The organism is Chryseobacterium sp. PMSZPI (genome assembly GCF_002835665.1).
In the GTDB taxonomy this organism is placed as follows: Bacteria; Bacteroidota; Bacteroidia; order Flavobacteriales; family Weeksellaceae; genus Chryseobacterium.
Map to the genome: position 1 here is coordinate 17,676 of NZ_PIZV01000075.1, position 18,415 is coordinate 36,090.

An 18,415-nucleotide genomic window follows, 5' to 3' on the forward strand; every position below is an offset into this window, starting at 1 on the left:
CTTTTATGATTGATTTTGTTCTTCCTGTTTTTCCAGTTTGATGAGGTTTGCAAGGTTCTTGATTACTGTATCATGCTTTTTCACAAAAGGGTTGTCTTTATTCCAGACATAGCCTGCCAATACAGCACAAATCTTTTTCTTTACATCCGGGTTTTCCGGTTGGTGGAAAAATAATTCCTGAAGATTTCCGGTATACCATTCTTTTACATAAGTAGTGAAAACATCTACACCATATAAAATATAGTCTGTATATTCTGTTTGCCAGTCGATTTTTTCACCGTTTAATTGTCTTAAAGCCAGTTTTGCGGCAAGCATTCCCGATTCTGTGGCAAAGGCCATCCCTGATGAGAAAACGGGATCAAGAAATTCGGAGGCATTGCCTGTTAACGCAAATCCGTCTCCGAAAAGATTCTTTACTGAGCAGGAATAATCTTTCAGATGTTTTGGCTCAAAAAGGAAATCTACATTTCCAAAACGTTTTACATAATAATCCGAAAGAGAAATTGCTTTTCTTAAAGCTTCTGCTGTATCTCCGTTTTCAGATAGTTTTTCAATATAATCTGTTGGGCCTACAATTCCTAGGCTGGTATTTCCATTGGAAAAAGGAATTACCCAAAGCCATACTTCCGTTTCAATGATGTCGAAAGATATTAAAGTTCCTTCTTCACCTACTTCTCTGTTGATATCATGTACATGAGAGAAAATAGCAGAGTGAGGAGACAATTTTGAAGGTTTTTCCAGATCTAATAATCTAGGTAAAACTCTTCCGTAGCCACTTGAATCGATGACGAATTTGGCGTGGATCTCTTTTGTTTCTCCATCTTTATTTTTTACGGTTGTGATAGAATTTGTCCCTTCAAATTTGATGTCGATTACTTCAGTTTCAAATTCGAGATCAATACCTTTACTAATGACTTCCTGAGCAAGAGTATTATCAAAATCAGCTCTCGGAACCTGCCAGGTCCAATCCCATCCCTCTCCGAATTTATTACTGAAATCAAAAATGCAAACTTCATCACCACGAAGGAAACGTGCTCCTAACTTTTTTTCAAAGCCCATTTTGTCTAATGCCGGAAAAAGTCCCGCTTCATCAAAATGATCCATTACTCTTGGAATTAAGCTTTCCCCGACTACAAGTCTTGGGAATTTTGTCTTTTCGACGACTTTTACGTTGACGTTATTCTTCTTTAAGTATGAAGAAGATACGCATCCGGAAGGTCCGGCTCCGATTACAAGAACGTCAACAAATTCTTTGCTCATCTTTGATTTTTTATTTTAATAATAACTTCTATCTTTGCCGCAAAATTAGTGACAAATAATTAATATTTTACAAAATTATCAACTATTACTTTTGATTAATGAAAATAAATAACTTTTTAGGACTGAAAGATTTTCAAGAAATTATCATTAAAAATGAAAAAATAGAACTGGATGATTCGCTTTTATCGAGAGTGGATGCTAGCTTTCAGTTTTTAAAGGAGTTTTCAAAAAATAAAGTAATATATGGTGTCAACACCGGCTTTGGACCGATGGCTCAGTTCAAGATCAGTGATGAAGATACTCACCAGCTTCAATATAATTTAATCAGAAGCCATTCCTCGGGCATTGGAAATCCTTTGCCTGCTCAGGAAGTTAAGGCGTGTATGCTGGCAAGACTGAATACTCTGTCACTAGGGAATTCAGGAGTACACGAATCCGTTATTTACCTTCTCCAGGAATTGATCAACAGAGATATTATTCCTTTGATTTTTGAACATGGTGGAGTGGGCGCAAGTGGAGATTTAGTTCAGTTGGCTCATCTTGCTTTAGTTTTAATCGGAGAAGGAGAGGTTTTCTATAAAGGAGAAAGAAAGGCGACAAAAGATGTTTTTGCTGTTGAAGGGCTAGAGCCTATCAAAGTAGAAATCCGTGAAGGGCTTGCTCTAATGAATGGGACTTCAGTGATGTCGGGAATCGGTATTGTGAATGCTTATAAAGCTAATCAATTAACAGATATTTCCATTAAACTTTCTTGTGCTATTAATGAGATTGTTCAGGCTTATGATGATCATTTATCAGAAGCTTTAAATGGAACCAAGAGACATTATGGTCAGCAGAAGGTAGCAGAAAGAATGCGTGCCCACTTAGCTGATAGTAAATTAATCAGAAAAAGAGAGGATCACCTGTATACCCATTTTGAAGAGCAGGAAAAAGTATTTAAAGAAAAAGTTCAGGAATATTATTCTTTACGATGTGTTCCTCAGATTTTAGGCCCGGTGTTAGATACATTGGAATACACAGAAAAGGTTCTTGAGAATGAAATCAATTCTGCCAATGATAATCCGATCATCAATGTTGAAGAACAGCATGTTTACCATGGTGGAAACTTTCACGGAGATTATATATCTTTAGAAATGGATAAACTGAAAATTGTGGTGACTAAGTTGACCATGCTTGCCGAAAGACAATTAAATTATCTTTTGAATGCCAAAATCAATGAAATCTTGCCTCCTTTTGTAAATTTAGGTAAATTAGGTTTCAATTTCGGGATGCAGGGGGTACAGTTTACGGCAACTTCTACTACGGCAGAGAGCCAGATGTTGTCGAACTCCATGTATGTTCACAGTATTCCGAATAATAATGATAATCAGGATATCGTAAGCATGGGAACCAACGCTGCAGTGATCTGCAGAAAAGTAATAGAGAATGCTTTCGAAGTATTGGCAATTGAAGCTATTACAATTATTCAGGCAATTGAATATCTTGGGTTTCAGAATAAGGTTTCGTCATCTACAAAAGAATTGTATGATGAAATCCGAAAAATTATTCCTGCATTTTCAAATGATATGGTGATGTATCCATATCTGGAAGAAGTGAAGAAATATTTAAAGGCAATGTAACTATTAGCTGTGGTCAATTGTCTATAAAACAAATATAGCTAACTTAAAAAAACTAAAAACGAAATAAACACTAACGCATGAAATGTGCAATTGTAACAGGGGGCTCCAGAGGAATCGGGAGAGCAATCTGTATAAAACTGGCTGAAGAAAAAAATTATCATATACTGATTAACTACGCTTCCAATGAAGCAGCAGCAAAAGAGACTTTGGCTAAAGTACAAGAACTGGGTGCTACAGGAGAAATTCTTAAGTTTGATGTGGGAAATGCTGAAGAAACACAAGACGTTCTGACCATATGGCAGGAGAAAAATCTGACAGCTGTGGTAGAAATTATTGTCAATAATGCCGGAATTACAAGAGATGGCTTATTTATGTGGATGCAGAAAGAAGATTGGAATAGTGTGATTAACACTAGCTTAAATGGATTTTTTAATGTAACCAATTTCTTTATACAGAAGTTACTTCGAAACAAATACGGAAGAATTATCAATATGGTTTCCGTATCCGGAGTAAAAGGAACGGCCGGCCAAACCAATTATTCTGCAGCTAAAGGAGCATTAGTAGGAGCAACAAAAGCTCTCGCTCAGGAAGTAGCTAAAAGAAATATTACTGTAAATGCGGTGGCACCAGGCTTTATCAAAACAGATATGACGCAGGAATTTAATGAAGATGAACTTAAAGCAATGATTCCCGCAAATAGATTTGGTGAAGCAGAAGAGGTAGCAGATCTTGTTGTATTTTTGGCTTCTAAGAAAGCTTCTTATATTACAGGAGAAGTCATTAATATTAACGGGGGAATTTACTCATAAATAATCTAACAATATACCAATGTACGGTGTATCAATGTTGATTGAAATTCAATAAAACTATTGTTACATTGTTAGACTGCTACATTGTTAAATTTAATATGAACTAATGGAAAATAGGGTTGTAATTACCGGAATGGGAATTTATTCCTGCATCGGGACGTCTTTAGAAGAGGTCAGGGAATCCCTATATCAAGGAAAATCCGGAATTGTTTTGGATGAAGACCGAAAAGAATTCGGTTTCAGATCGGGTCTTACAGGTGTTGTCCCTAAACCGGATCTCAAGAGTCTTCTTAACAGACGCCAACGCGTAAGCATGGGAGAAGAAAGTGAATATGCTTATCTGGCTACCATCGATGCATTAAAACAAGCTAACCTTGATGACGCATTTTTAGATACTCACGAAGTAGGAATTTTATACGGAAATGATAGTGTTTCCCAGGCTGTAGTAGAGTCAATTGATATTGCACGGGAAAAGAAAGATACAACATTAATGGGCTCGGGAGCGATTTTTAAATCGATGAACTCAACGGTTACCATGAACCTTTCTACAATTTTTAAATTGAAAGGAATCAATCTGACGATCAGTGCGGCATGTGCAAGCGGGTCACATTCTTTAGGGCTCGCTTATATGATGATCAAGAACGGTTTTCAGGACATGGTTATTTGTGGAGGAGCCCAGGAAACCAATAAATATTCAATGGCAAGTTTTGACGGATTAGGGGTGTTCTCAGTAAGAGAAGATGAACCTACAAAAGCGTCAAGACCTTTCGATATGGAAAGAGATGGCTTAATCCCAAGTGGAGGAGCCGCTACTTTGATTGTGGAAAGCCTGGAATCTGCTCAAAGAAGAGGTGTTCCGATTTTGGCTGAAATTATAGGCTATGGATTCTCCTCAAATGGAGGCCATATTTCAACACCTAATGTTGACGGGCCTGCTTTAGCCATGGAAAGGGCTTTGAAGCAATCCGGTTTAAATGCTTCGGATATCGATTATATCAATGCCCATGCTACTTCTACCCCAATCGGAGATGCCAATGAAGCAAAAGCAATTTATGAAATTTTCGGAGGAGAAGTTCCGGTAAGTTCTACCAAATCCATGACCGGACATGAGTGCTGGATGGCGGGTGCAAGTGAAGTTATTTACTCAATACTGATGATGCAGAATGATTTTGTAGCTCCTAATATTAACCTGGAAAATCCTGATACTGAAGCTCAAAAGATAAATTTAATCTCAAAAACAAAAAATCAAAAAATTGATGTATTTTTGTCGAATTCTTTTGGTTTTGGGGGAACCAATTCTGCACTAATAGTTAAAAAATTTGATTAAAAAACATGGAAAGGGAGAAAATTGTTGCCATCGTTAATGATTTTTTGGTAAATGAATTCGAGGTAGACGGAGACGAAATCAGTAACGATGCCAACCTTAAAAATACACTAGGCCTGGATAGCTTAGATTATATTGACATGGTCGTAGTAATTGAATCTAATTTCGGAGTGAAATTAGGAGAAGCAGATTTTAAGAAAATGATCACTTTTGATGATTTCTATACTACGATTGAGAATAAGATTGCTGAGAAGAACGCTTAATTATTAAGTGAATTTTTATTCTATAAATGTACCAATGTAATAATGTAGCAGTGTTTTAGTCACACTCAGGAATATTGTTACATTGGTATACTGTTATATTGATAAATTGTATTTATGAACAAGTGGAAAGGTAAATCTAAAGGGACGGTATTAGGATACAAAATATTCGTCTGGTGCATTAGAAATATCGGAATCCGGAGTTCATATGCTGTACTTTATTTTGTTGCTGCTTACTACTTTCTGTTTCAAAAAAAGAGCAATCAATACATTCTTTATTATTTTCACAAAAGACTAAATTACGGATATTGGAAAGCCAAGCGTTCCATTTTTAGAAGTTACTTTACTTTCGGAACAGTACTGATTGATAAAACAGCCATTTCTGCCGGGCTAAGAGAAAAATACACCTATGAATTTGATGGTATTGAAAATCTCAGAGATCTTTTAGCCTCCAAAAAAGGAGGGGTCCTGATTAGTGCCCACATCGGAAATTTTGAAATTGCGGAACATTTTTTTGCAGATATTGATTTTGATTGTCAGATCAATCTGGTAACTACAGATCAGGAAGTTACCGTTATAAAAGAATACCTCGAAAGTGTTGCTGTTAAAGAAAGCAATATCAAATTCATTTACGTCAAAGAAGATATGTCTCATATTTTTGAGATCAACCAGGCTCTGGCTAATAATGAGCTGATTTGTTTTACCGGAGACCGCTATTTTGAAGGATCAAAATATCTTGAAACGGATCTGCTGGGGAAAAGTGCAAAATTTCCTGCAGGACCTTTTCTTATTGCTTCAAGGCTTGGAGTTCCTGTAGTGTATGTCTATGTGATGAAGGAAGATAACCTCCATTATCATTTGTATGCAAGGGTAGCTCAAAATATCAAAAACCGTGATTCGCAAGGACTTTTACAATCATATGTCCAAAATTTGGAGGTAATGATCAAAAAATATCCGCTTCAATGGTTTAATTATTTCGATTTTTGGGATGATGTTGATTAATTTTTCTATTTTTATCACCGAAAACTAATAAAAAACTAAAAACCATTGATATTTATTGAGAATTTAAGATCATTAAGTGATATTTTCCAAATGGATTTTCTTAATTTCCGAATCTCTTAATCAAAAAAACACATTCTCTTTTGAAGAAAACATATGACATACTTGTAATCGGCAGCGGATTGGGAGGTCTGGTTTCGGCTCTTATTTTGGCGAAGGAAGGGCTGAAAGTTTGTGTTTTGGAGAAAAATAACCAGTATGGTGGAAATTTGCAGACCTTTTCAAGAGATAAACTTATTTTTGATACCGGGGTTCATTATTTAGGAGGTCTTTCAAAGGGACAAAATCTACACAGGTTCTTTTCCTATCTGGAGATCATGGATGATTTGAAACTTCAGAAAATGGATGAAGATGGCTATGACAGAATCAGTTTTGGAAATGATCATATTGAATACCCACATGCACAAGGTTATGAGAACTTTGTTGAGCAGCTCTGCAAATATTTTCCGGATGAAAAAGAAAATCTTGAAAATTACTGTGAGGAAATTCAATATGTCTGCAGCCAATTTCCAAGATATCATGTGGTGGGAAAAGAGAATTATAATGAAGAAATTCTCCATCTCAATACCAAACGGTTTATAGAATCGGTTACTCCAAATAAAAAGCTTCAATCCGTCTTATTGGGTTCCAACTTTCTATATGCAGGAGATTCTGAAAATGCCCCTTTCTATGTGCATGCTTTGACGGTAAATTCTTATATTCAGAGTGCCTATAAATGTATAAAGGGAGGTAGCCAGATTTCTAAATTACTGATCAAAAAGCTTCGTCAGTACGGAGCAGAAGTGCATAAACATGCGGAAGTTTCTGAATTTGTTTTTAATGAGAGCAATACGCTCACCTCGGTAAAAACTATCGAAGGAAAAGAATATGAAGCTCAACGGTTTATTTCCAATATTGAAATCCGTTCTACAATGAAACTGATCGGAGAAGAAAGATTGAAAAAATCTTTTTTGAATAGGGTTTTAAGCTGGAAACCGATTTCTTCATGCTTCAGCGTTTATCTGGTTTTAAAACCTCAGTCGATCCCGAATTTTAATCATAATATTTATCATTATTCATCAGAAGAATTGGTTTGGAATGCCTTTCAATACCGAAAGGAAACATGGCCGGACACCTATATGCTTTCGTCTGCACCATCCAAACATCATCCTGAATTTGCAGAAAGCATGACAGCAATTTCTTATATGGATTTTGATGAGGTTAAAAAATGGGAAAGCACATTCAATACTGTAGCTGATGAACACAAAAGAGGAGAGGAGTATGAAATATTTAAACTGGAAAAAACTGAGAGAATGATTGATGCCCTGGAAAAGAAAATCCCTAATCTCAGACATGCCATCAAAACGGTGTATACTTCTTCTCCATTGTCTTATCGGGATTATATAGGCAGTTTTGAAGGAAATATGTACGGTTATATGAAAAGTTCAGATAATCCTCTTAAAACAATGGTTTCTCCAAGAACTAAAATTGACAATCTGTTTTTGACAGGCCAATCGGTGAATATGCACGGAATACTGGGGGTGACGATTGGAGCATTTAATACCTGTGCTGAAATTTTAGGGAAAGAAATTATCGACAGGCGTCTCAGGGAAATGACTTAATAAAACTACCCGTGAAAAAAACTACTACCATTTACCTGTCTTGCAAAAGACCATTGCTCTATCTTATTCTTGCTTTTATTCTGAATTCATGCGGGATATCAAAGTCTATCCATCATGTCCCGGATATAAAACAATATTCGCTGGAAGTTCCAAAGGTTATTCAAATCAATGATACAACTTTTAGCTATAATGAAAATTTTCTGACCAAAAATAAACAACAGCTTTGGGAGCTTTATATTAAAGGTAATCCTTTACAATTGGGATATAATAATGGAGCGTTGACTCAAAAATTAATGCAAAAGCAGGAAGAAATTTTCTTTTCAAAAGTAGAAGGATTTGTTCCGTCTCAATTCAAGCAAAAATTACTAAGAGGGTTTCTACAATGGTACAGCAGAAAGATGTATCTGAATATAAGAGAAGATTATCAGACAGAGTTATATGGACTATCTCAGTATTCTTCGGACAAATATGACTTCATTGCCCCAAGATATCTGAGAAATCTTTACCTGCATGGAGCTCATGATATCGGCCATGCTTTACAGGATTTGGCGATGGTAGGTTGTACATCTTTAGCCGTTTGGAACGAGAATACAGAGGATGGAGACTTATTGATTGGACGAAATTTTGATTTTTATGTAGGAGACGATTTTGCCCAAAATAAACTGGTAGAATTTGTGGAACCTGAAGATGGAATCCCCTATATGTCTGTAAGCTGGCCCGGAATGATTGGAGTGGTTTCGGGAATGAATAAAAGCGGAATTACAGTAACGATCAATGCCGGAAAATCAAAGATTCCTTTAACAGCGAAAACTCCTATTTCTTTGGTTACCAGAGAGATTTTACAGTATGCGAAAAATATTGATGAAGCTATTGTGATTGCCAAAAAGAGAAAGGTTTTTGTTTCAGAATCTATCCTGATAGGAAGTGCTGAAGATAAAAATGCTGTGATTATTGAAGTTTCTCCTCAAAAAGTTGGTGTATACAGAGTGCAGAATACAAGTAAAGTATTTTGTACAAACCATTTTCAGTCGGAAGAATATCAAGAGGATAAGAGAAATCAGAAGCAGATTGTGGAAAGTCATTCAGTATACCGCTACGAAAAGCTTCAGGAACTTTTAGAAAAAAAACAAAAACTGAATCCTGAAAAAATAGCTTCTATTTTAAGAGACAGATCCGGTTTAAAGGATGAAAAAATAGGATTTGGTAATGAAAAGGCATTAAATCAGCTTCTGGCTCATCATGCTGTTATATTTTCACCTCAGAAAAAATTGGTTTGGGTTTCTTCGAATCCTTATCAATTGGGAGAATTCGTATGCTATGATTTAAATGAAATATTTTCTGACAAAGGACTCCAGGCTAATAACTTTTCAAAATCAGAGTTGAACATTGCAAAAGATCCCTTTGTTTATTCAAAAGAATTCAAAAATTATGAAGACTATAGAAAGATAACGGTGAAACTGAATGATGTGATTCATAAAAAGGGAAAACTTACAGATCAATTTATAACTCATTATCAGTCTCTAAATCCGGATTTTTGGAAAGTATATTATTTGTCCGGGAAGTATTATTTTTACAGAAAAGAATTTTCAAAAGCAAAAATTGAATTTGAAAAAGCTCTTACTAAGGAAATTACTACGATTCCGGATAGAAAAGAGATCGAAAAATATATAAAGAAAACGCTGAAGAACCTGAAATGATCCCTAAATATATAAAATTATTGTTCTGCATTCCCATTGTAATCATTATTGGATACTCTGTTTATTTGGGAACCGTATATAGCTCAGTTCCTGCAATAATACCAATTCACAGCTATGGAAATAACCCTGATCTTTATGGGAGTAAAAAATTTCTCTTCCTGCCCATACTGCTGAACATTGTTATTCTTATATTTACCTGGAGGATTATCAGCAGACCGGATAAGATTAAATTTACCTTTGAAATAAGTGAAAACGACAGAGAGAGAATATACCATACAACCCAATTAGCTTTGGTAATTATTGCCATATTCGTTACTGTAATGATGGGACCTTTATCATTTTCCGATGTTGTTTATAAATAATTAATTATGAAAAAACTATTAACCTTCTTTTTTATTGTATCATCATTATTTTTCTTTTCTCAGGAAAGAAAAGAAATTGGAATCTCTTTTATCAAAACCTTATTGGTGGATAAAAATGTGGAAAAAGCTCATTCTTTTTTTGACCCTTCAATAGCAGGGCAAATTCCGTTGGATCAGCTTAAAACAATAGCAGAACAACTTCCGGAACAAATAGGCAATTTTAAAAATATTCTCGAGATCAACAATGAAGGAGATATTTACTATTATTATTCAGAATTTGAAAAGTCTAAATTAGATATAAAGGTCACCTTTAACGGATCCAATAAAATAATCGGATTCTTTTTTGTTCCTCACAAAACCTTTGATAAGCCAGATGATAAAACCGCCCTGAAAATAAAGAGTGATAATATTGAATTGAAGGGAACATTATTGCTCCCTGCTACTAATAATCAAAAAAAGTTGGTCGTTTTTGTCCATGGTTCCGGACCACAAGACAGAGATGAAACCATTGGGGAAAACAAACCCTTTAAAGACATTGCAGAATATTTGTTTGCTAATGGGATTGCCTCCTACAGATATGATAAAAGAACGTTTTCTAGTCCGGAAACATTCAATGATCAGTCTACGGTAGAGCAGGAGACCATCAATGACGCTGTAAATGTTGCGAATTACTTTAAAAACGACAAAGACTATCAAGGATACCAGATTATTATTTTAGGACATAGTCAAGGAGCTTATTTAATGCCTAAAATTGCGGAGAAAGCGCAGGTCTCAAAATATATTTTTATGGCCGGAAATGCCAGACCGTTACAGAATCTGCTAGTAGAACAATACGAGTATCTTCACTCCCTTGATCCTGCAAAAGTTTCAGATGCGGACGTTCAGGAAATCAAAAAACAGGTTGCATTTTTAAATTCATCAGAATTCAATTTAAACTCTCCTGCATCAGAACTCCCATTGGGACAATCTGCCGCATATTGGAAGTATTTAAAGGATTACAATCAGCTTAATGAGGTAAAGAAAATAAAAGCTCCAATGTTTTTTGCACAGGGCGGAAAAGATTATCAGGTAACAGAAAAAGATTTTAACCTTTGGAAAAATGAATTGAAAAATGATAAAACTGCCGTATTTAAATTTTATCCTACATTAAGCCATTTGTTTATTCCTGTTTCCGGTCAACCGTCTCCAAAAAATTATGAAATAAAAGGAAAGGTTGATACAATGTTTTTAGAAGATATTAAAAGATTTATTTTAAAATAATATTTTTATTGGAGTATACCGAAACAGCGACAACAAAAACTGAAAAATAAGTTCATTAAAATATTTCAAACACAGAAAAAATTACAGTTTTAGGATGTTCAATTATTCAAACTGTAATTTTTCCGATGTAATTTTTTTAATTCTTAAAGCCAATATGTAAGATTGGCCAAATAAGAAAACAAAATATTTTATTTATTGTTTTCTTTAGGTTGGTAATCAGGGTGGCCCAACTGCCAAAAAGCAAATGCAAACATATCTCCTAGATTGGCATATCGTTGTGCAATAGGAACATTTCCTGCATGGCCTCCTTCAAAATCTATTTTTAGTAGGACAGGATTATTAGAAGAATCGGCAGCCATCAATTTAGCAGCAAATTTTACAGGTTCCCATACGGTAACTCTTTGATCATTTATACCTCCTGTTATGAAAGTGGCAGGGTACTTTACTCCTTTATTTATATGCTGATACGCATCCATTTCCAATAATGCTTTAAATTCCTTTGGGTCTTTTACACTTCCGAATTCTTTAGGTTGGCCATTCGGAGTAGTTTCCTCTCTAAGGGTATTTAATGATCCTACTTCTGCAATAACGGCTTTGAATAGATCTGGTTTTTCGGTCATTGCTCTACCTACTGTAATTCCCCCTGCACTTGCTCCCCATATAGCAACTTTGTCGTTTGAGGTGTACTTTTCATTAATTAAATATTCTGTGCAGTCAATTAGATCTCTCCAGGTATTTGGTTTTGTTTCCTTACGTCCTGCTAGACGCCATTGCTCTCCTTTTTCTCCTCCTCCTCTCACATGAGCTATCGCAACCATTCCTCCTTGATTAATCCATAACAAATACATTTTTGCAAAAAACGGAGTGTAGGATATCCCATAAGATCCATAACTATCAATGAGTAACATATTCTTACCATCTTTTTTGAGGTTTTTACTATATATTAAAGATAATGGAACTTTTTCCCCATCCCTTGCTTTTACAGTAATCTCATCGACTATTATATCTCTGAATTCAGGGTATTCTGTAACAGGAGTAAGATTCTCTGGTTTGAAGTTATTAGTTTTTAAATCATATTTAAAACGTTGTTCTTCATTTGCCCAACCGGAACACGTTATCCAGATGTCCGAAAAATTAGAACCTATAGATTCTAAATTAATATTTCCTGATGGAAAAGGAAGATCAATGGCCTCATCCTTTCCATTTTTATAGAGATATAATTTAGCTTCTACTCCATTTTTGGTAGTGGTATAGTAAATACCGTCTTTTGTTATTTTATAATTTTTAATAATTTCATCTTTCTTTTCAAAAATCAATACTTCTGGTTTTTGAAAATTCGGTTGAATAATACTCGTTTTGCATAGTTGATTAGAGGAGGAATTATAACCAGAAAGAAAAAAAAGATCATTTTTTAATAAATCTAAATTTTTTGCTTTATCACTTGGATCAGATAATAGCGCCCAGTTTTTTTTACCCTCTAATAAATCTTTTTTCTTGATAATAAATGTTTTTCTGTAGGATTGATAATCTACAATCATTCCTATATAATATTGTTGATTTAAGTTAAAGTTTAAAATCATAGGGTACTGATTATCAGAAATGTTTAAATCTGGGTTATTCTTAGCAGAAAAAACATCTATTATATTCTTTGGATCAGCGCCTATTTTGTATAAAACGGTTCGTGTGTTTTTATAAAAGTCCTTTGACTTGGGATTGGTTGTAGAAAAGGCTACATAGAAAAATCCACTATTATCATCAATCCATTTTATTCCATCAAAAGTTGCGGGTGCCATATTCGTAATGACTTCAGGATGAATGTATTTTGTTTTGACATCCATAATAATTACATCTGCTAATTCATTTCCTTTTTCGGACATAGAAATAGCAATTTTATTACCACTCCAATCTGGACTTATGTAGTTGATAACAAAAGCGTGGCTCGATTCATTATCTTTTTTATAATTAATGGGATCATAAAGTAATTCTTCCTTTCCTGAAAATCCATTCCTATAATATAATTTGCCTACCTTTTCATCTCCCTTTTTCTTTAAATAAAAATATTTATTATTACTTGTTATGTTCAGATTAGAAACGGAATATCCTTGTCTTTTATCAAGTTCTAATCTTTTCTCTAAATAATAGTTTTTTTTAGGAATGAGATCAAGAACCGAATTAGTGTATGCTGTCTGAGACTTCATCCAATTAAGCGTGTGAGGATCATCCAGATTTTCTAAGTTTCTATACTCATCTATGACCTTAGCTCCAAAGTATTCTTCCGTAACGGGCCCTGAAGAAGCTAAATTATTTTTTTGAGCATTTATGAATACAGATAATAAACAGATAATAATAAATATTCTTATTTTCATTAGCATCGAAATTATTGTTGCCCTATAGTTTCACGAATTGTAGGGTCAGTAGGGTCGTTAAAATTGTTCCCATTTCCGCCATTAATAGTTTTCATACTATTAATTTTAATTAATTGTAATTTTTTAAATGACAATTTCTTTTTGTCTTGATTTTGTTTTTTCATGATTGTTTAGGTGTTTTGAATTATTTGACAAAGAAAGTATTTTTTCATACACAATACACACAATATAATTATAAATTTATAAAATTATAAGATCTTTTTATGTGTAGTTTATTCGTTGTCAGACTGTTGGGTAAGGGTAATATTAAGTTTAAATTTTGTGTTTTTAACTAAGAAAAATGTAAATTTGTACTATATTCACAAGGTAATGAAATATAAATGCTTCTTTTTACTTTTATTTTATAGTTTATTTTTCTCCCAAAATAAATCTACTGATAGCTTAAAGGTATTGGACTATGATAAACTGAAAAATAAATTTTATGAATATTATGAAAATGAAGATATTCTGAAAACTAAATATGTTGCTCAATACTATCTGCAAAAGGCAAAAAAAGAGAAAAATAAGCTTCAAATTGCGGAAGGTTATATACTAGTGCACTTTAATGAAGATTTTCCTACGGCTTTGAAATATATTGATAGTCTTGCTATTATTACAAAAGATGTAAAAGGGACTTTGTATCCTAGCAGAACATACTTGATGAAAGGAAATTTATATTTTAAACATGATTATTTAAAGAAAGCATTAGACAATTATGTTATTGCGTTACAATATGCTAAAGATCAGGAAAACCAGAAGCAAATTGCTTATGCTAATATAAATATTGCTTATTTAAATAGTTATTTGGGTAAGTACTCAAAAGCTGCCAAAATATTCAGGTATTACTTATATAATTCTAATAATTTAACCAACGAAACCCAGCATAATCAAATGCGGGTAAGCCTTATTAATTGTTATATTGAACTTAATAAATTAGATTCTGCCAATATTTTAATCAAAGAAGGGAAGGTATCTTCATTTACAAATAAAAGTAAATATAGTGTTAACCAATATACCTATTTTACAGGGTATTCTTATCTTAAACAGAAAAAATATAAAGAGGCTATCCCTGAGCTGTTGAAAGCCTATAATTTTTTTTCGGGTATCAATGATAATAATGCGAATTATGCACTCTACAGTTTAGGCAAATCATATGATGGTTTGAATGACAAAGAAAAAGCAGTGCAATATTTTACTCAACTAGATGCCAACATACAAAAAACGAATAAAACTTTTCCTCAACTTCGGGAAGTATATACTTATCTTATAGATTATTATAAGAATATTAATAATCAGGAAAAGCAACTGTATTATATTGATCGTTTTTTAAAAGTAGATAAAAAATTGGATGAGCAGTTCGAATATTTATCAACAGAATTGTATCAAAAATATGATACTCCTAACCTTTTAGAGGAGAAAGAGCAGATTATCAACAGTTTGGAAAACAGAAAAATGCTTTTATATGTTTCTATTGGTTTTCTATGTATAATTCTTTTATTCCTTTTTTTATTATACAACAGATCAAAAAAAATAGAAAAAAAGCATCGAAAAATTGCCCATGATTTAATTGAGTCTATTGAGAGAAAAAGTCTTGAAATGCCTGAAAATAGGCAAGATGTAGTTCAGTTTCAAAATATTGAAAAAGTTGATATAGAAGAAGATAAGATAGTTAGAACAACCCCGGAAGATGTGGTGCAATTTATTTTAAAAGAGTTAGAAATTTTTGAGAAAAAAGAATTTTTTTTAAAAAAAGGGACTACATCAGCCAGCTTAGCAAAAAGCATAAAAACCAATACTACTTATTTATCAGAAGTCATCAATACGTACAAAGGGAAAAACTTTGCGGGATATCTTAATGATCTTCGCATTGACTTTGCATTAAATAGATTAGTTAAGGATAAAAAATTCCGATCATACAAGTTATCTGTCATTGCAGAAGAATTAGGATACAATAATGAACAAGCATTTTCTTTAGCTTTTAAGAAAAAAACAGGCACTAGCCTTTCTATTTACATTAAGGAGATTGAGAAAAGTACTAGTCTTTGAATTTCTATATAAGTTATTGTTTTTCAATTGTTTAAATATTGTTTTTTTATAAATTTATAGTCATAAATTTATAAATTTAAAATCCGTATACTTTTTCGTAGTATGTTTTTGGTGTAAGTTTGTTTTGAACGAAAGACACCACTATTTATTTTTTATATGCACATAATATAAAAAGTAAATCAGAATATTAAATTGAACATATGACGATTAAGCTCTCCATTACCACATTATTCTTTTTAGGAATAAATACACTTTTTAATGCGCAAAGTATCTCTGGAAAAATCACAAATAATAAAGGAGAGGCAATTCCCTATGCAGAGGTGTCAGCAGAATATCAGAAAGAAAAATTTTATACTCTAACAAATGCGAGTGGAAATTATACATTAAAGGTTTCTAAGAATAATGATTATACATTAAATGTTTTTAACAATGGAGCAAAAGTATACACTCATTCACTTACTGTAAGAGGAGATATAAACAAAGATGTAATAGTTAATGAAGAGGTAAAAGAAAAAGAAATTCAAGGTGTTGTTTTAACTTCAAGAAAAAAGATAATAGAACAGAAAGTTGATAGAATGGTTTTTAATTTAGAAAATTCTATTGCTTCACAAGGAATGAGCGGAGCTGACGCATTGAGAAATACACCTCTTATAAGAATGGATGACCAGCAAGGAATTTCCATTGTTGGTAAAAGTGGAGTAAGTGTTATGATTAATGGGAAAATGCTTAACCTTTCTGGAAGCGAGTTGACAAATTACCTGCAATCTTTACGTTCAGATGATATTTCAAAAATCGAAGTGATCACTACGCCGCCGGCAAAATATGAAGCACAAGGAAATAGTGGATTAATCAATATAATTCTGAAAAAGAACACCAATTTCGGATGGAGTGGAAGTTTAAATACATCATATCAAAGAAATACAAAAGATGGTTTCAGAAATGGGATAAATATAAATTATCGTACGAATAAATTAAATTCATCATTAAAGTTAAGACATTATGATAATGGATATTCGCCGGTAGGAAGCAGAGATCTTATCAGTGATGTTAATAAAATATTCACAGAAGAGAAAAGAGAAGATAGAACATATGGATTAGGGTTGAATTATAGTCTTGATTATGAGATTAATAAAAGCTCTAATGTAGGTGTGATTTACGATTATGGAAGTTCCAGATATACAATGGATTCTTATAATAAAAGTAGCTACTTTACAGGGCTGGTGTCTGATTCTACTTTGAATACTCATGCTATGCATAAATGGAAAACTCCTACTCATACTTTGTCTGTCTATTATGATTTAAAACTGGATACTTTAGGAAAAAAGCTGAGTGTCGTGGGAAATTTATTAAATAATCAGCCAAATAAAACGAATAATTTTGTTACCACTAACCTTTTAAACTTAAATGAATCCATTGTACGGAATGAAAGCTTGCTAAAGTATAATGTATTGTCTGGACAAGCAGATCTTTCGTTGCCATATGATTGGGGAACCGTAGAAACAGGAGGGAAATATACTTTTTTGAAAAATAAATCAAATGTAGGGTATTATGAATATTTGTCTGGACAATATGTGATTATTCCGGAAAACAGTAATGTATTTGATTATGAAGAGCAAAACTATGCATTATATGCAAGCTTTGAGAAGAAGTTTGGAAAGAAATGGACAGCAAAAGCAGGTTTAAGATATGAATACACTACGTTGGAGGGTACTAATGATGATCAAAATAACATTAAAAATAATTATGGAAAGTTTTTCCCATCATTGTATTTAAGTTATAACCCTAATGCAAATCATTCATTGTCTGTAAAATATTCCAGAAGAATTACCAGGCCGGATTTTCAGTCGCTTAATCCTTTTAGGTGGTATACGAACCCTTACATCTATTATACAGGGAACAGTTCATTACAACCTTCATTTAATGATAATGTAGAGATAAGTTATACTTTTAAAAATAAGCTTACGGTTTCAATATATAACCAATATACACAGAACGGATACAGTAGTATTGCAAGACTATTAGATGGAGTTTATAGTAATAGGGTAGAGAATAGTTATGACCAGAATAAAATTGGGGTAAATCTTTCATATTATGATACCTTTTTTAAAGTCTGGGAATTTTCAGCAAGTATGAATGCATCTAATGGCCGTACAAGTCCATTAATCCCGGAGCTTCAGGAAATATCTGTGAACTCTTTTCTGTACTCATTTTATAATACCATCGCTGTTAATAAATCAAAAACGGTATTTGTTATGCTAAATTTCTGGCACTCTCTACCATTTACTTTTGGCAGCACTTATGTTAAAGATCAATTGGAATTTTCTCCAGGAATAAAGGCTTCCTTATTTAATAAACAACTTCAGTTGAGTGCAGTACTAAGTGATGCTTTTAGGACCGTTAAAAATAATGGATATACGGAGTATTCGGGATATAGAGAAAATTTTAATCAATACAATGATTATAGAAGATTCACTTTTAGCCTTACCTACGTTTTTGGAAATAGTAAGGTAAAAGGAGCTTCAAAAAATATCAAGTTTGATGAAAAAAGCCGAGCAAATTAGACTTTCATTAGAATAAAAATAAACGCGCGTCAGGAGGAGTATCTCGAAAATCCATAAAAGAGTAGAGAATCAACATTAAAATTAAACAACATGAAAACAAACAAATTTTCAGCATTGCAATTAAACAAGAAATCAATTGCAAAATTAAACGA

The 18,415-nt window shown here is 33.2% G+C and carries 14 protein-coding genes; 11 read left to right on the forward strand and 3 right to left on the reverse strand.

Annotation, left to right across the window (positions count from 1 at the left end):
* Positions 1-3: 3 nt before the first annotated feature.
* Positions 4-1,260: an NAD(P)/FAD-dependent oxidoreductase gene (locus tag CW752_RS15655; protein WP_101240635.1), complete on the reverse strand. Its 1,257-nt coding sequence runs from the start codon at positions 1,258-1,260 to the stop codon at positions 4-6.
* Positions 1,261-1,358: 98 nt separating this feature from the next.
* Between CW752_RS15655 and hutH the strand changes: the two genes are divergently transcribed.
* The 9 genes from hutH to CW752_RS15700 all read left to right on the forward strand — a co-directional run bounded on the left by hutH (position 1,359) and on the right by CW752_RS15700 (position 11,251).
* Positions 1,359-2,879, forward strand: coding sequence for a histidine ammonia-lyase (gene hutH, locus CW752_RS15660; RefSeq protein WP_101240636.1), 1,521 nt, complete (start codon positions 1,359-1,361; stop codon positions 2,877-2,879).
* A 77-nt stretch (positions 2,880-2,956) separates the two neighbouring features.
* The gene (gene fabG / locus CW752_RS15665) at positions 2,957-3,688 is read left to right on the forward strand and encodes a 3-oxoacyl-ACP reductase FabG (protein ID WP_101240637.1); all 732 of its coding nucleotides are present in this window, start codon (positions 2,957-2,959) and stop codon (positions 3,686-3,688) included.
* Positions 3,689-3,794: 106 nt separating this feature from the next.
* Entirely contained in the window at positions 3,795-5,015 is a 1,221-nt protein-coding gene (locus CW752_RS15670) for a beta-ketoacyl-[acyl-carrier-protein] synthase family protein (protein ID WP_101240638.1), read from the forward strand.
* 5 nt (positions 5,016-5,020) lie between these two features.
* Entirely contained in the window at positions 5,021-5,275 is a 255-nt protein-coding gene (locus tag CW752_RS15675) for an acyl carrier protein (protein WP_101240639.1), read from the forward strand.
* A gap of 114 nt (positions 5,276-5,389) precedes the next feature.
* On the forward strand, positions 5,390-6,274 hold the full coding sequence (locus CW752_RS15680) for a lipid A biosynthesis acyltransferase (protein ID WP_101240640.1): 885 nt from the start codon (positions 5,390-5,392) through the stop codon (positions 6,272-6,274).
* 140 nt (positions 6,275-6,414) lie between these two features.
* A complete protein-coding gene (locus tag CW752_RS15685) occupies positions 6,415-7,932 on the forward strand; it encodes a phytoene desaturase family protein (protein WP_101240641.1) in 1,518 nt (505 codons plus the stop codon).
* Between the two features lie 11 nt (positions 7,933-7,943).
* On the forward strand, positions 7,944-9,629 hold the full coding sequence (locus CW752_RS15690) for a C45 family autoproteolytic acyltransferase/hydolase (RefSeq protein WP_101240642.1): 1,686 nt from the start codon (positions 7,944-7,946) through the stop codon (positions 9,627-9,629).
* Positions 9,626-9,991 (forward strand): hypothetical protein, encoded by a 366-nt coding sequence (locus tag CW752_RS15695; protein ID WP_101240643.1) that lies wholly within the window; start codon positions 9,626-9,628, stop codon positions 9,989-9,991. Before CW752_RS15690 ends, CW752_RS15695 begins: the two co-directional genes overlap by 4 nt.
* A 6-nt stretch (positions 9,992-9,997) precedes the next feature.
* A complete protein-coding gene (locus CW752_RS15700; protein WP_101240644.1) occupies positions 9,998-11,251 on the forward strand; it encodes a DUF3887 domain-containing protein in 1,254 nt (417 codons plus the stop codon).
* A 188-nt stretch (positions 11,252-11,439) separates the two neighbouring features.
* Here CW752_RS15700 and CW752_RS15705 read toward each other — a convergent pair whose 3' ends face one another.
* Positions 11,440-13,617, reverse strand: coding sequence for a prolyl oligopeptidase family serine peptidase (locus CW752_RS15705; protein ID WP_101240645.1), 2,178 nt, complete (start codon positions 13,615-13,617; stop codon positions 11,440-11,442).
* A gap of 11 nt (positions 13,618-13,628) precedes the next feature.
* Positions 13,629-13,781: a hypothetical protein gene (locus CW752_RS16960; RefSeq protein WP_185117649.1), complete on the reverse strand. Its 153-nt coding sequence runs from the start codon at positions 13,779-13,781 to the stop codon at positions 13,629-13,631.
* Positions 13,782-13,938: 157 nt separating this feature from the next.
* Between CW752_RS16960 and CW752_RS15710 the strand changes: the two genes are divergently transcribed.
* On the forward strand, positions 13,939-15,702 hold the full coding sequence (locus CW752_RS15710) for a helix-turn-helix domain-containing protein (protein ID WP_133121702.1): 1,764 nt from the start codon (positions 13,939-13,941) through the stop codon (positions 15,700-15,702).
* Between the two features lie 200 nt (positions 15,703-15,902).
* A complete protein-coding gene (locus CW752_RS15715) occupies positions 15,903-18,263 on the forward strand; it encodes a TonB-dependent receptor domain-containing protein (protein ID WP_101240647.1) in 2,361 nt (786 codons plus the stop codon).
* Positions 18,264-18,415: the final 152 nt, after the last annotated feature.

Coding starts and splice junctions, on each gene's coding strand:
- CW752_RS15700 (WP_101240644.1), top strand. CDS start 9,998: ATGAAAAAACTATTAACCTTCTTTTTTATTGTATCATCATTATTTTTC.
- CW752_RS15680 (WP_101240640.1), top strand. CDS start 5,390: ATGAACAAGTGGAAAGGTAAATCTAAAGGGACGGTATTAGGATACAAA.
- CW752_RS15675 (WP_101240639.1), top strand. CDS start 5,021: ATGGAAAGGGAGAAAATTGTTGCCATCGTTAATGATTTTTTGGTAAAT.
- hutH (WP_101240636.1), top strand. CDS start 1,359: ATGAAAATAAATAACTTTTTAGGACTGAAAGATTTTCAAGAAATTATC.
- CW752_RS15705 (WP_101240645.1), bottom strand. CDS start 13,617: ATGAAAATAAGAATATTTATTATTATCTGTTTATTATCTGTATTCATA.
- CW752_RS16960 (WP_185117649.1), bottom strand. CDS start 13,781: ATGAAAAAACAAAATCAAGACAAAAAGAAATTGTCATTTAAAAAATTA.
- CW752_RS15655 (WP_101240635.1), bottom strand. CDS start 1,260: ATGAGCAAAGAATTTGTTGACGTTCTTGTAATCGGAGCCGGACCTTCC.
- CW752_RS15715 (WP_101240647.1), top strand. CDS start 15,903: ATGACGATTAAGCTCTCCATTACCACATTATTCTTTTTAGGAATAAAT.
- fabG (WP_101240637.1), top strand. CDS start 2,957: ATGAAATGTGCAATTGTAACAGGGGGCTCCAGAGGAATCGGGAGAGCA.
- CW752_RS15695 (WP_101240643.1), top strand. CDS start 9,626: ATGATCCCTAAATATATAAAATTATTGTTCTGCATTCCCATTGTAATC.
- CW752_RS15670 (WP_101240638.1), top strand. CDS start 3,795: ATGGAAAATAGGGTTGTAATTACCGGAATGGGAATTTATTCCTGCATC.